The sequence below is a fragment of the Mesorhizobium sp. WSM4310 genome (assembly GCF_007003935.1).
GTDB lineage: Bacteria > Pseudomonadota > Alphaproteobacteria > Rhizobiales > Rhizobiaceae > Mesorhizobium.
The window spans coordinates 82,139-95,997 of record NZ_VFTA01000002.1 but is presented as its reverse complement, the minus strand read 5'-3'; the positions used below and the strand labels follow the sequence as shown (position 1 = coordinate 95,997).

At 65.0% G+C, this 13,859-nt stretch carries 15 protein-coding genes; 1 reads left to right on the top strand and 14 read right to left on the bottom strand.

The window, feature by feature from the left end:
- Nucleotides 1–369 (top strand): cupin domain-containing protein, encoded by a 369-nt coding sequence (locus FJV80_RS03465; protein WP_095792689.1) that lies wholly within the window; start codon nucleotides 1–3, stop codon nucleotides 367–369.
- A 24-nt stretch (nucleotides 370–393) separates the two neighbouring features.
- Here the strand turns inward: FJV80_RS03465 and FJV80_RS03460 are convergent, their stop codons facing one another.
- The 14 genes from FJV80_RS03460 to FJV80_RS03395 form a co-directional block, all read right to left on the bottom strand.
- The gene (locus tag FJV80_RS03460; RefSeq protein ID WP_095786951.1) at nucleotides 394–2,037 is read right to left on the bottom strand and encodes an MFS transporter; all 1,644 of its coding nucleotides are present in this window, start codon (nucleotides 2,035–2,037) and stop codon (nucleotides 394–396) included.
- 259 nt (nucleotides 2,038–2,296) lie between these two features.
- A complete protein-coding gene (fliQ, locus tag FJV80_RS03455; protein ID WP_010911298.1) occupies nucleotides 2,297–2,563 on the bottom strand; it encodes a flagellar biosynthesis protein FliQ in 267 nt (88 codons plus the stop codon).
- A 13-nt stretch (nucleotides 2,564–2,576) separates the two neighbouring features.
- Nucleotides 2,577–2,984: a flagellar hook assembly protein FlgD gene (gene flgD, locus FJV80_RS03450; protein ID WP_095772653.1), complete on the bottom strand. Its 408-nt coding sequence runs from the start codon at nucleotides 2,982–2,984 to the stop codon at nucleotides 2,577–2,579.
- The gene (gene flbT, locus FJV80_RS03445; RefSeq protein WP_095786950.1) at nucleotides 2,984–3,427 is read right to left on the bottom strand and encodes a flagellar biosynthesis repressor FlbT; all 444 of its coding nucleotides are present in this window, start codon (nucleotides 3,425–3,427) and stop codon (nucleotides 2,984–2,986) included. Before flbT ends, flgD begins: the two co-directional genes overlap by 1 nt.
- Nucleotides 3,424–3,771: a flagellar biosynthesis regulator FlaF gene (gene flaF / locus FJV80_RS03440; protein WP_019860973.1), complete on the bottom strand. Its 348-nt coding sequence runs from the start codon at nucleotides 3,769–3,771 to the stop codon at nucleotides 3,424–3,426. The genes flbT and flaF overlap by 4 nt, the downstream gene beginning before the upstream one ends.
- A 29-nt stretch (nucleotides 3,772–3,800) precedes the next feature.
- Nucleotides 3,801–4,844, bottom strand: coding sequence for a flagellar hook-associated family protein (locus FJV80_RS03435; protein WP_095786949.1), 1,044 nt, complete (start codon nucleotides 4,842–4,844; stop codon nucleotides 3,801–3,803).
- Nucleotides 4,845–4,847: 3 nt separating this feature from the next.
- Nucleotides 4,848–6,302 (bottom strand): flagellar hook-associated protein FlgK, encoded by a 1,455-nt coding sequence (gene flgK, locus FJV80_RS03430; protein ID WP_142875556.1) that lies wholly within the window; start codon nucleotides 6,300–6,302, stop codon nucleotides 4,848–4,850.
- Nucleotides 6,303–6,329: 27 nt separating this feature from the next.
- Complete coding sequence (locus FJV80_RS03425; RefSeq protein WP_095772657.1) at nucleotides 6,330–7,586, bottom strand: flagellar hook protein FlgE; 1,257 nt, start codon at nucleotides 7,584–7,586, stop codon at nucleotides 6,330–6,332.
- A 79-nt stretch (nucleotides 7,587–7,665) separates the two neighbouring features.
- Nucleotides 7,666–8,334 (bottom strand): response regulator transcription factor, encoded by a 669-nt coding sequence (locus tag FJV80_RS03420; protein ID WP_010911291.1) that lies wholly within the window; start codon nucleotides 8,332–8,334, stop codon nucleotides 7,666–7,668.
- Between the two features lie 223 nt (nucleotides 8,335–8,557).
- Nucleotides 8,558–9,145, bottom strand: a complete 588-nt coding sequence (locus FJV80_RS03415) for a transglycosylase SLT domain-containing protein (RefSeq protein WP_179301078.1) — start codon at nucleotides 9,143–9,145, stop codon at nucleotides 8,558–8,560.
- A complete protein-coding gene (locus FJV80_RS03410) occupies nucleotides 9,075–10,454 on the bottom strand; it encodes a flagellar hook-length control protein FliK (protein ID WP_142875555.1) in 1,380 nt (459 codons plus the stop codon). The genes FJV80_RS03415 and FJV80_RS03410 overlap by 71 nt, the downstream gene beginning before the upstream one ends.
- A complete protein-coding gene (locus FJV80_RS03405) occupies nucleotides 10,451–11,839 on the bottom strand; it encodes a chemotaxis protein MotC (protein WP_142875554.1) in 1,389 nt (462 codons plus the stop codon). Before FJV80_RS03405 ends, FJV80_RS03410 begins: the two co-directional genes overlap by 4 nt.
- Nucleotides 11,836–13,239, bottom strand: coding sequence for a MotB family protein (locus FJV80_RS03400; RefSeq protein ID WP_142875553.1), 1,404 nt, complete (start codon nucleotides 13,237–13,239; stop codon nucleotides 11,836–11,838). The genes FJV80_RS03405 and FJV80_RS03400 overlap by 4 nt, the downstream gene beginning before the upstream one ends.
- Nucleotides 13,236–13,856 carry a hypothetical protein gene (locus FJV80_RS03395; RefSeq protein ID WP_142875552.1) on the bottom strand — a complete coding sequence of 207 codons (621 nt, stop codon included), beginning with the start codon at nucleotides 13,854–13,856 and terminating at the stop codon, nucleotides 13,236–13,238. The genes FJV80_RS03400 and FJV80_RS03395 overlap by 4 nt, the downstream gene beginning before the upstream one ends.
- Between the last annotated feature and the right edge of the window lie 3 nt (nucleotides 13,857–13,859).

Genomic DNA, 13,859 nt, shown 5'->3' with positions numbered 1-13,859 from the left:
ATGGAGACCAGTTTGATCGACCTTTCGACCTTCCACGATCTCGCCAAGGCCGACATCGGCGCGTTCTCACCCAAGCCCACCTCCATCGAGGGGGACCAGGTCGAGGCCGTGCGCTCGCTTTTCCAATCGCCGGACGGGAGCGTCGACATCGGCATCTGGGAATGCACGCCCGGCCGCTTCACCGCCGACCGCTCGGCTTCGTCGGAGATATGCCATATCATTTCGGGGCGGGTCGAGGTGAGCCGCGCCGACGGCGAGGCGCGCGAACTGGGACCAGGCGACCTGCTCGTGCTGCCGCAGGGATGGAAGGGCGAATGGAGCATCCGCGAGACCACGCGCAAGCTCTACATGATCCAGTCGGCCGGCTGATCGACTGATACCAGCTACCCGGGATCAGTGCTCGATCGGCCCCCTGGCCATCACCAATGCTGTGCCGGCGGTGGTCGGACGCTCGATGACGCGACGCACGCGCGGCGGCTCGTCGCCGCTGTGCAGCGCCCGCAGGCGCTCGCCGACCATGGCGTCGGCATGGGTGATGCGGCCGTTGTGGCGCACATATTCGAGCCAGGTCGGCGTGTGGTAGTGCTCGATCCATATCGAGGGGTTTTCGAGATCGCGCGCCAGTGTCCAGTTGCGGGCGCCGTCGCGGCGGCGGATGCGGCCGCGTTCGGCCATGGTGGCAAGGAACTCCGCCTCGTCCTCGTGCCGGATGATGTATTCGATCATGATGGCAATGGGACCGCTGCGCGGCTTCAGGTCGAGCGCCAGATGCGGCTCCTTGAAGCGGTTGAGCGGGTCGAGGTTCAGCACCTGCTGCTGCGGCAGCGGCAGCACGAGGCCGATGGCGCCGCCGGCCAGCATGGCGATGGCGGCGGCGATCAGCGCCGTCTCGGCGCCATGCGCATCGGCGACGACGCCCCAGATCCAGCTGCCCAGCGCGATGCCGCCGAAGGTCGCGGTCTGGTAGACCGACAGCACCCGGCCAACCACCCAGCGCGGCGTCGCCATCTGCACGGTGACGTTGAAGTGCGAGAGCGCGATCACCCAGCAGGCGCCGCCAACCAGCAGGCCGAGCGAGGTCTGCCAGGCATGATGGCTGAGCGCGGCATTGAAGGCGCAGACGGCGAAGCCGGCAAAGGCACAGCGCACCATCGTCTCGCTGGAAAGCAACTGCCGCAGCCGCACGCTGATCAGCGCGCCGCCGACGGCGCCGATGCCGAAGGAGCCCAGCATGATGCCGTAGGTCAAGGCATCGCCCTTGACGACGTCGCGCGCGACGAGCGGCAAGAGCGCCAGGACGGCGCCGGCTGAGAAGCCGAAGGCCGCGCCCCTGACCAGCACCTTGCCGATATTGGGGGACATGGCGACATAGCGCAGGCCGGCCCCCATGGCCGCACCCAGCGACTCGCGCGGCAAGGTCGACACCGGCACATCCGGCTTCCAGCGGGCCATCACGATGATGAGGCCGATATAGCTCACCGCGTTCGCCGCGAAGGCGGCCGCGGCGCCCGTGGCCGCGACGATGATGCCGCCGATTGCCGGACCGACGCTACGTGTCAGGTTGAAGCCCATGGAGTTCAGCGCGACGGCCGCGGGCACCTTGTTGCGGGGGACCATGTCGCCGACGGACGCCTGCCAGGACGGGCTGTTGAGCGCCGTGCCGCTGTCGATCAGGAAGGTGAAGGCAAGCAGCGTCCAGGGCGTGATCAGGCCATACCAGGTGAACACGGTCAGAAGCACCGAAACGACCAGCATGAAGGTCTGCGCCACCAGCATCACCTTGCGCCGGTCGAAGCTGTCGGCGATGGCGCCGGCGACAAGCGCGAACAGCATGATCGGCAAGGTCGTCGAGGCCTGGACCAGAGCGACCTGATAGGGCGAGGTGGCGATCGTGGTCATCATCCAGGCGGCGCCGACGCCCTGGATCAGGCCACCGAAATTTGAAACGAGACTTGCCGACCAGACGGCGCGGAAAATGCCATGCCGGAACGGCGCCAGCGCCGAAACGCCTTCGCTATCCGGTTTCTCGTCAATCATGGATGGGTTCCTGCCAGAACGTGCTGATCCTTGCGGTTTCTCCGCATCGTTTGCCGAAACTATGGCATCGCGCCGCAAAGGGCGAACGTCATGCGCGCAAGATCATGGTCCAACAAGAGGATAGAGGAAGGCCAGCTTTGCTGCGAGGGCCGGGGTCGCCTTCGCGCAGCACGCCTTGCATGCCCGCGGTGAAATCGGCCGATAGCCGGCGCCGGCTTTTCGAGCCGTTACGTTCTGAAGCGGTTTTCCGCGACTTTCTTCAGAACCCGTTCTGGATGCGCTGGAAGATGACGTTGGTGAAGGCCGATATCTGGCCGCCAATGAACGGGCCGGTGAGCGCCACCACCAGCATGATGGCGACGATCTTCGGCACGAAGGTCAGGGTGATTTCCTGGATCTGCGTCAGCGCCTGGATGAGGGCGATGCCGATGCCGACCGCCATGGCGACCAGCACCACCGGAGCGGACGCGGTCAGCACCGTCCACACCGCGTACTGGACGATGTCGAGGGCGTCGGCTTCGTTCATGCGGGCGGCTGGCCTAGCTTGCCGGCTTGACCGACACGCCTGGGCCGACGGGGACCTTGGTGCCATCTTGCAGCACCGCGATCAGTCCGCTGCTGGCGAGCGTCACCGAAGCCACTATTCCGGTGGTCTTGCCGTCGGCCGAGGTGATCGAGCGGCCGATGATCGCATCGGCCTGCGACAGTGCGGAGGACTGCATGATCTGGTCGAGCTTGGTGTTGGACTGCACGGATTGCTCGACCTGCGAGAAGGTGGCGAGCTGGGCGACGTACTGCGTCGAATCCATCGGCTTGGTCGGATCCTGGTTCTTCATCTCGGCGATCAGAAGCTTCAGGAAGGACTGGTAGTCGACCGCCGTCTTGGAGGTCGACTTGGTGGTCGAATTGGCGCCAACCGGTATCGTCGTCGTCATGTCCACGGTCATCAGTAGCTTGCTCCCACGGCCAGCGGGCGCGGTGCGCCCGGAACATCGTCATTGCCGCCAAGCGCGCGGCGTTCGAGAGGATAGAGCGAACGGATCGCCTTCAATGCCTCGTAAATATGATCCTCGCCGACCATACGGTCGATCTGCTTCAGTGCGCCGCAGATCTCGGCATCCTCGAAACTTGCGATGAGCAACGGCAGCGAGCGGCGGAACATCTCGCGGGCGTCATCGGCGCCGGCCGGGTTGATCAGCATGACCTGCACGATGAAATAAAGCTGCCTGAGCGGCGTCGATGCCTGGTCGGCCTGGATCACATGACCTTCGAGCAGGAACTGCACGTCGTTCATCAGTTCGATGGTGACCTTGCGGTCGACGCGGATGACCGCCCCGTTGATGTAGATCTTCTCGTTGGGCTTCAGCGATATCTTCAGTGTGTTGGTCATTGAATGCCGTCGCGGATGATCTGGGACACTTCGATCAGCCCTTCGAAATTGTTGGTGCGGCCCTGGCGGATGTCCTCCGCCTCGCGCAGCAACCAAAGGCCGATGGAAATCAGGTTGGCACGCAATTCCTTGGGAAGCGCATTGTCGCTGGAGCCAAGATCCTCGACGAAGATTGTCCACACGCGGTTGGTGAAATTCAGCGCCTCGATCGCCTCCATCGAATCCTGGCCGGCCGTGGCGGCCGCCGACAGCATGTCGATCGAGCGGGTCAGGAGTTCGCGCTCACGGTCCTTTGCGTCCGAGACGGAGGTGCTTTGGACGTCGGCGTAGGAGAATTGGTACATCGTCGGCTCTACCGTTCCGCTGGAAGTTGTCAGGTCAGGTAATTCAACAGGCTGAGCTGCTGCAGGCGCGCTGTCAGGGCGAAGGACGTCTCGATATGCTGTGTCAGATCCGCGACTCTGGTGGCGGCCGTGGCCGGGTCGACGGCTTCGAGATCGAGGATATGGCGTTCGAACAGATCGATCTGCGTCTTCATGCGGTCGCTGGCATCGGAGACGCGCTTCTGCACGATGCCGGTCTCCGACTGGATCTGGGCGATGCCGCTCAGCGCTTCGCCGACCAGTGTCTGCGAGTGGGTGACGATGCTGTCCTTCGCCGCCCGGCTGATGTTGGTGGACATCAGGCTGGAGACCATTGCCGCGGCCATGGCGAGCTTCCTGATGCCGTCGCTGTTGGCGCTGGTCGAGGTCTCGGTGGTTTCGTTGAGCGCGATGCGGCTGACGATCTGCTGGTCGGTGGCGTTAGACATGTTGGTCTGCCAGCCGGCGCCGAGGAACTGCGGCGCAACGTCGTTGGTGATGAAATCGTCCATCTGGGCGGCGGTGATGTTGGCCGCGGCCGGATCGTTGGGCGTGAAGCCGAATTTGGCGACGAAGGAGGCGTCGAAGGCGGCCTTGGCCGGTGAGCCGGCGGCCGTGAAATCGTTGATCGGCTTGACGTCGGTGTTGGTGCCGGCAAACAAATATTCGCCGTTGATGCTGGTGTTGAGGATCGAGGTCAGCTGCTGGAGGGTCGTCTGGCCGGTCGACTGGGTCAGGCTGTTGGAGTTGTCGCCGGACGACGCGGTGGTCAGGGCGGACAGGAAGGTCTGCGCCACGCCGGAGAGCTGGGCGAGGGACGTCTGCGTCGACGCAAGCCTTGCGGTGACCAGCCCGTTGGAATCGACGATCACGTTCAGCCGGTCGAGGTCGCGCGAGAAAGTGACGGACTGGGCGGTGCGTCCGCCCAGTGCCAGGCCGACATCGGCGACCCTGCCGGTCGACGATTCTTTCGTGGCTTTGACGAGGTCGGCCTGCATGCGCATCTGTTGATAGCGCATGGCGTTGGTGAGGGCGGCCGAAGAGACTGAGGTCATGGATTATCCCACCGCGTTCAACAGGGCCGTCATCATGTCGTCGACGGTCTTCATCATCCGCGCCGATGCCTGATAGGTATGTTCGAGGTCGAGCATCAGCGACATTTCCTGGTCGACATTGACGCCGGTCGCATTGGATAGCGCCTCGGAGCTGCGCTGTGCCAGCGCTTCCTTCGCATCGGCTGCGGTCGAAGCCTGCTGGCGCATGCCCTGCAGCCAGCCGATCGAATTGGCAGCGTAGTCGGAAACGCTTGATGTTGCCGAAATGCCGGCGGCTGGGTCGAACGTCATCGGCTGGTCGAGCCGGTCGCCATAGGCAATCAGTAGGGTGGAATAGGAAGGGCCGCCGGTGGTGTTGGCGACGTAGGCCGCGCCGTTGGCGCCGCCGTCGCGCAGCAATGTCGGATTGCCGCCGGCGCTCGGATCCATCGCGGTATTGATGCTGATCGTGCCGGCCAGTCCGTTGACCAGCGTGCTCGCAGCCGGCACCGCCGGCGCGCCGGACCAGGTGAACAGACCGGCGGCGTTGGGCATCGAGGGCGCGGTTTCGGCAAAGGCCGTGATCAGGCCGCGCGCGGTCTCGTCGAGCTGGCTCTGCATGGTCGAGGCGACGCCGTCGCGCAACTGCAGCAGGCCGGCGAGCTTGCCGCTGGCGGTGGTGTTGCCGCCGCTTCCCGCCGAGACCGGCACATTGTCGATATAGATGGTGTTGCCGGGGACGCCGGCGGCATAGCCGGCCGCCGGCGTGAAGCTTACCGTGCGCGGTATCGTCTCGAACAGCGTGGTGCCGTCACCCGTGGTGATGACCATGTCGTTGTCGCCGCGCGTGAAGGTCGATATCGGAACATAGTCCGCGATCTTCTTCAGCAGCGCGTCGCGCTGGTCGAGCGCATCGGAAACATCGGTGCCGGAACGGGTTCCGGAAATGACCGCCTGGTTGGCGTCCTGGAACTGGCCGAGCAGCGCGTTGAGGTCCTTGACCGCCGTGTCGATCTGGCCGTCGGTCTGGGTGCGGAAATCCTGAATGGCCTTGGAGCCTTCATTCAGGGAGCGCACGACCTGGTTGGCCGCGTCGATGACGCTCGAGCCGAGATTCTGGTTGGACGGCGAGGTGGCGTAGAGCTGCAGCGCCTGCTGCAGATTGGCGATTGCCGTCGAGGGCGAGGAGGCATTGTCGACGCCATTGACCGAAACGTCCAGCTGATCCATGCCGCTGTAGAGCGCGTTCTGGCCGCTATAGGCCGACAAGGCACCGAGATTCTGCCGGAAGAGCAGGTCGTTGGCGACGCGCTGGATATCAACCGAACGCGCGCCGGGCGCCGTGCTGGTGACGACGGCGATGCGGCGCGCATAGTCCGGATTGGAGGCGTCCGAGACGTTGCGCGTGACAACGCTGGTCTGACGCGCGGTACTCATAAGCGCAGATTGGGCGATGCTCAATGCGGAAGATAACGACATGCTGGTCTTTCACGGGCCGCGCCCGGTTTATCTCTTCAGGTTGACAAGGACGTCCATCAGGTCGGAACCGGTCTGGAAGACTTTCGAATTGGCGGTGTAGCTGCGCTGCGCCGCGATCATGTCGGTCAATTCCTCGGCGATATCGACGTTGGAATTCTCGAGCGCGCCGGAGATGATCGAACCGGCCTTGCCCTCATTGGCAAAGCCGACACGGATCGCGCCGGAGTCGGTGCCTTGCGCATAGACGTTGCCGGGCAGGGCCTTGAGTTGGTCCGGGCTTTGCACGTCGGCCAGTGGAATTTTATAGAGCGGCTTGGTGGAACCATCCTTGTACTGGGCGTAGATGGTGCCGTCCTTGCTGATCTGGACCTTGTCGATGGTGCTGGGCGCGTTGCCGTTGACCTGGGCGTCGGAAACCGTGAAGCCGGTGCCGAGCTGCGTCAGCTTCGACAGATCGAGATTGAGGCTCGCGCCGCCCGGCACGGTGAATGAAACGCTGGTGGTCGCGCCAGTGAGCTTGCCGGTCGTGGTGTCGAAGGTCAGGTTGGCCGTGCCGAGCGCGCCGCCGGTGTAGGGGAATGATGTTCCCGGCGTCGCCTTCGACTGATCGAAAACCGCGACCTGCCAGGTGCCGGTACCGGTGTTGGTGAAATAGACGTCGAGCAGCTTCTTGTTGCCGAGGTTGTCATAGGCGACCATCGACGATTTCGAGGTGTACTGCGCGGTGGCGGCGTTGGCACCTGGCAGGTTGGCGGCGACGACCGGCGTGGCACCTGCCGGCAGATTGCCGCTGTAAGTACCCAGGGTGCTCGGCGTCGCGGTTAGGCCCTGGTCGGAGATGACGACCGGCTGCAGACCCTCGAAGCCGTTCACCGTCGCCGCCGGCGTGCCATTGGCGTAGCTGTAGGCCATCAGCTGGAAACCGGCCGCGTTGACCAGCCTGCCCTGTGCGTCGGGAACGAAGGCGCCGGCGCGGGTCAGGAAAGGCGTGCCGCTCGGATCCTGGACGACGAAGAAACCATCGCCGCTGACGGCAAGGTCGGAGACAGAGGTCGTGTACTGCAGCACGCCCGGATCGCTCACTGCCTGCCGGATCGTCGTGGTGACGCCGCCGGAATTATAGGCGCCGCCCGTCGACGGCATGATCAGGGTCGAGAATTCGGCCGAGGACCGCTTGTAGCCGGTGGTATCGGAATTCGCGATGTTGTCGGCGGTTGTCGACAGGCGGTTGGCCTGGGCGTTCATGCCGGAAACGCCGGTCCGCATCATTCCGTAGAGGCTCATCGAGATGTCTCCGCAATATCCATGCCACTGGCGGCGAGGCTACGCGTCCTGTCTTGCGCGAGGCTGGCGCGGCGCGGCATCAGAAGACGAGCCGGTAGCCGAGGAAGCGTTTGGAATCAATCGGGTCGGTGCCCAGCTTCTCGCGCAGTTTCTTGCGCAGTTTGCTGATGTGGCTCTCCACCACGTTCTCCTCGACCTCTTCGTCGAAGATGCCATAGATGGCGTTGAAGACCTGGGTCTTGGTTACACGCCGGCCGCGGTTGCTCGCCAGATATTCGAGGATGCGGCGTTCGCGGCGCGGCAGGGGCAGCGGCTGGCCGTCAATCTCGGGGTCGCGGCCGTCCATGAAGATGCGCATGGCGCCGATCTCGGTGTAGGCGACATCCTCATGGGCGCGCCGGCGGATGGCGGTGATGCGGGCCAGGATCTCTCTGATGTGGACGGGCTTGCGGATGACGTCGTCGACGCCGCTCTCGAACAACCGCAGCGTGTTTTCCAGGGAATGCTGCTCGCTGAGCGCAATGACAGGAGCGCCGGTGCGGTCGCGGATCTGGCGCGGAGAGATGGCGCCGTCGCGGCAGTCGCCGATCAGGAAGGCCCGCACCGATCGCAGGTCGGTGTCGGCGGCCGAGTTGACCCACTCGCCGAATTCGCCGGGCGCGAAGCCCGCGCAGGCGACGCCCTCGCGATCAAAAAGTGAATTGTATCCCTCAGTTACGAGCTCTCGCTCGTCAACGATCACGATCATCGGCCCCGCCTCCGAATCAACACATTTGCCCCGTGGGGAAAGGCCTAACCGTTGGCGGGAATCCTGAACAACCGTCATTTCTTGTAACTAGTTTCTTGGGAGTCTGGAATCGTGCCGGTTGCATTAGCGTGCAGCCAGATATGCTTACGGGGGGAAGTTCTGGGTAAGTCAAAACGGCAAGCCCTGAGCAGTGCCACGGGCGTATTAGGAGCAGAAGATACGCTTACGGGTTGCAGAAGGCGCGGGCGTTGGTTGTCCATTTGCCAAAACCGGCGGCAACCATATTGGCGATCACCCTGCAGACATAGACCTTCTGCGCCGGGTCGTTGTCGGGGCCGGCATGGTAGCGGGCAACGGCCATCGACCAGGTCTCGTGGCGGGCGTGGAGACTGGCCAGGAAACGCGCCGCATAATCGACGTTCTGGCGCGGGTCGAGCATGTCCTCGACGCTGCGGAAGTGCGAGGAATGATAGTGGTGGTTGATCTGCATGCAGCCGAGATCGATCAGCGTCTTGCCTTCGCGCCGGGCATTGGCGAAGGTGGCAAGCGCTTCGGCCCGGCTCCTTGGAAAGATCGCTTTTCCTTCTATATTCAAGGCGTTAGGCTGAAGGCTGCCCTTCTTGCCCGTCTCGGTCAGGCCGACGGCATAGAGGATGCCGGCGGGCACGCCATAGCGATCGGCGGCGCGCAGGATCTCGGGCTCGCAGGGATTGGTGGCGGCGAGGGCGCTGGTTGCGAGGCTAGATAAACATATCGCCGCCAGCGTGCTCGCGAGATGGCGAAGCGGCGCGGCCGCGGGCTTGCGCGTCATCATGATTACCCCTTGCGGACTGCTGGCCCGGTTGCTGGCCGCCGGCTCCACCGTTGCCGCCACTGGAGTTTCCGGGCTGAAAGGCGGATTGGTCGCGGCCAGGCGCGGCGGTAAGCGAGGCGGTCGCATCCGTCCGGGTTGCAACTGGAACTGCTACCGAAGGTTGCATGATGGTGACCTTATCAACCTCGAAACCCAGCCCGCGCAGCGACCTGACGATTGCCTCGCTGTCGCTGGAAAGCCGGCGGTAGGCGTCGTGTGTTTCGGGCTTCAATTCAATCGAGAGTTGTTCTCCCGAGAGGCGAAGATGGGCGGTGACCATGCCCAGCTCGGCCGGGTGAAGTTCGATCTTCAACACATGTGTCGGAACGGCAACAGAGCCGGCCATGTGGGTGGTCGCGGCGGCTGTCGAAAACGCCTGCTGCGGGCCAACATCGGCCGCTACGGCGTTGATTACGTTGAGTGCTGCCTGGCTCATCGGCGCCTGCGGCGGGGCGGGGAAGCTGCGCTCGGAAACCACGTCGACGCGCGCCTGGGCCGAGGGCTGTTTTCCTGGCTCCAACCGCAACGAGGACTGGACGTCGGCGATGGACTTCAGCTGTGGCGCCGCCTGCTTCTGTTCGACGCCCGGCACATCGGCGGTTGTCATCTCGGGCAGCGGGCCGGCGGCGGTTGCATTGTCACGCCGTGGCGCGCCAGTGCCGGCGCTCGCGTCGCGGCCGGATTGGCCGTCGAGCTTCTTCAACGGCCCGTCCACGAGTGAGACCCGCTCGGGTTTCGGCATAGGTTCGAAGTCGTCTTGCCCGGCGGCGGACGCCGCGCGATAGGCTTTCGAAAGGAGCTGCCCGTCGAGCGCCGGTTCCTGTCCGGCCTCGCTTGCATCGGCTGACTTGGCCGATGTCGAGAAATGGCGCAGGTCATGAAACGCCATCAGCAAAGGCAGATGATCGTCGAGCGGCGTTGCACCGGCGTCGGTCGCCGGCTTTTCGGTATCGGCGTCCTTGTCCGCCTCAACGCCCTTGCCGTCCTTCGTGGATTTCGCTGCCGTCGATCCGATGGGCGTGGTCCTCGCCTTGCCGGCCGGCATCGGCTCGTCCTCGCCTGCCTGTGCCGCCAGGCCGGCGGCGAGCTTGCTCCAGCGCGGATCGCGCCCGCCTGCCTCGGTGGTTGGCTGCTTTTCCGCCTGGCCTGCGCGGCCATGCACCATCTTGCCGAAACCGGCATCATCCTTCTTGCCGGGGGCGGCCGGCTGCTCCGCCGTGCGCGCGGCGGTGAATCCTGGCAGGGCCGGGCCGAGACTGGGGGTCATTTCGGGGCGGCTCCAAGCATCTGGTCGATCAGGTCGAGCTGTCGACGGGTTTTCATCATGGCGGCGTCGGTCGGGTCGGTTGTGTCGAGACCGGCAGAAGCTGCCGGCGCCGATGCCGGCAGGACCGTCGCCGAATCGGCTGATGGCGGCGGCGCGCTCGTTGCGGCCGCGGCCCCGTCAGATGGCGGGGATGGCTGGGATGGCGAGGCGGCGGGCTGTTCGGAGACGGCACCCTCGACGGGCGGCAATCCGGCCGCGTCGGCGGCCTGCGTGGCGGCGACCTCGGATTTGGGCTGCGGCGCTAGGGGTGCAGACGCCGGAGTTGTGGCCGGAAGGGAAGCAGGCGGCGCCACCACCTCACCGGCGATCGCCTGAGCGGCGTCGAGCAGGGCACGGTCACCGTCCGACAGTTTGCTGCGGTCGATCTTGCCGAGCTTGGTGCGCACATCCTCGATCGTACCGGAAGTCACCGTGGACAGGCTCGAGTAAAGCTCGGCGCGCGGATCGCCTTGGTTGGTGTTGCCGTCGCGGCCCTGCTCGGCCCGCGCGGAGGCAAAGGCCGACAATTCGCTGAGGCCGTCGATCGCGGCGCGGCGGGCGATGCGCAGATAGATCACCTTCTCGCGCTCGGGATCCATCATCGAGGTGATGTCGGCGAGCTTGTCCTGGCTGATCGACATATGCAGGGTGATGACGCCGGAGACGAAGGAATCGGCGAACTGGCTGGCATAGGGCGAATAGAGGTAACGCTCGACATATTGGGTGGAGGCACGCGCGAACCGTGCCGCATCGCCTCGGCTCGCGGCGATGCCGACCGAACGTCGCAGGGCCGCTTCCTCGACCAGTGTGCCGGGGCTGAGCAGCTTGGCCTCGTCGAGCAGCGTGAGCGCCATCACCGGGTCGTCCGTCGCCATCAGCGATCCTTTGACCAAGGCAAGAAAGGCGCCGAGGTCGCTGGGCAGCGTCATAGGATCGATTGGCCTCAGGACTTCGATAGCACCGGCGGGCCGGCCAACCAGATAGTTTATGACGCCCTTGGCGATTGAGAGGTCTTCGGCATCCACGGACTTGGCACGGGAAACCGCCGCCTCGACGGTCACCGGATTGCCGCCGCTCATGCCGTAGACCAGGAGTGCGCGAAAATTCTTGGGGTCCTTGAAGTCCTCCGCATCCGCTTCGCGCAAGCGGGTATCGATCATCTCGAGCAGCTTGGCCTGCATCGGCATCGCGGCGTGATCGCCGGCGGCGATGCGGTCCTGGACCAGCTGCAGCGAGCGCACCAGCTGGTAGGGCTGCAGCGTGTCCTGGGCGAAGCCGGCCGACGGATATCCGGCTGCCAGCAGCAACAGGCCCATCAGCCGGCTGGTGACGGCCGCCCGCTTCATCCGCCGGTCGCCATCAGGATCTCAATGCGGCGGTTGGCCGCCGACAGCGGATCGGCCGGATCCTTCGGCTGCCGGTCGGCGAAGCCGGCGACCTCGGTGATGCGGCGCTCGTCGACGCCGCCGCGCACGAGCATGTAGTAGGCGGAATGCGCGCGCGCCGTCGACAGCCGCCAATTGTCGTAGCTGGCGCTGCGGAAGGGGCGCGCATCGGTGTGGCCGTTGATGCTGATCGTGCCCTTCTGGCCGTTGACGATGCGGCCGATCTTTTCCATCGCCAGCACCAGTTCGCGGCTCGGCACCGCCGATCCGACTTCGAACATGCCGAAGTCGAGCTGGTCGGTGATCGAGATGACGACACCCTTGTCGGTGGCTTCGACCGAGACGCCGTCATGCAGCTTGTCGCCAGGCTTGAACGCTTCGGCCAGCTGCCGCTTGACGTCGGCCGCGGCCTTCACGGCAGCAGCGGTCGGCTGCTTCTCCCCGGCTTCAGGCGCGGTCGTCTCTTGCACGGCGGCCGCGGTATCCGCCTTGGCGGCAGCCACGGCCTTGCTGTCGCCCGTCTTGGCATCGCCGGCCTTGGCATCACCGGCCTTGGCACCGCTGGCCTTGGTTTCGCCGGCCTTGATTTCGCCGGCCTTGGCCATCGTTGCGGCGGCGTCCTTGCCATCCAGGGGCTCGAGCGGGGCGTCCTTGACGGGCGGCGCCGGTGGTACGGCCTGGACCTTGGCGACCTGCGTTTCGGCGGCCTTGTCACCTGGTTTGAGCGGATCGCCCTCGATCTTGGGGCGCTGGGCACTCGCCTCGGCGGCGGGTGTGGCCACCTGCTGCGACCAGAAGTCCGGCTCGAAGGGATCCCTGTAGGACGCGCCGCCCGAGGCGCCCGTCGCCGGCCCGGCGCTTTGCGCGCCGCCGTCGCCCTTCTGGCTGACATTCTGCATGACGCCGGTGTCGGTGGCGATTTCGGAGAGCACGGCGTAGGGGTCGGCGAACAGATGCTCATCCGACTGTTCAGCCTTGTTCGGCTCCTGCTTGTCCTGCTTGCGGTTGGATGAGCCCGCCGCACCGATGCCGTCCTGTCCAGACTTTTTTGTCGCCTCCTGCGGGTCGTCGGTCGTCATCCCGACCGCGCGCGGCCCATTGCCGAGGTCCTCAAGGCCCTTGCGGCTCGACTCACGGTCGACGAGCTTGACCGGGTTGAAGTAGCTGGCGACGGCCGCCTTGGTCTGTTCGTTGGCGGCGTTGATCAGCCACATCACCAGGAAGAAGCACATCATGGCGGTCATGAAATCGGCAAAGGCGATCTTCCAGACGCCACCGTGATGGCCCTCGTCGTGGTCGTCATGACCCCGCCGCACGATGATGATCTCGTGCCTGCCGTGATCGGCCTCGGCGACACTCATGACAAGACCTCGGAAAGGGTGGCCGACCATTCGGCGATGCGTGTCTCGAACACGGCCTCGTCAATGGTCACGGTCAGGTCGAAACCTGGTGCCTCGATGAAGTCGAGATTTGCAATGCGTGGTCCAAGCGATGCCTTCAGCGTTTCGAACAGCGACAGTGGCCCACGGACGGCGATGCGCACCGCTTCGCCATCGCCGACGGCTTCGCGAACCGCGCCGGCGAGCGCTTCGAGCGAGCGCTTCTGCAGATCGTCGCTGACAATACCGCCGATGATGCGTGCGACCGTGGCGGTGACAAGGTCCGTTACGCGCGCCTCCATGGCGTCGATGCGCAGCGAGACCGCCTTGCCGACGTCGCCGCCGAAGCTTTCGAGGAAAACCCTCGCTTCCTCAACATGCGCCTGGCGCTCCGCTTCCAGCGCAGCGTCGTGGGCGGCGACAAGCCGTTCCGTCAGCGCTGCTTCTGCCTGGGCAACCGCCTCGGCGATCAGCGTGCCGATATCGGCCTGCGGTGCGGATGCTTCCGGCCTGTGCTCGGATGCGGCCTGGGGCTGACTGACACGCGGCGCGCGCGTACCGAAATCAGGGAGAAGATCGAAAAGGGCTGCGGAGGCCATGGT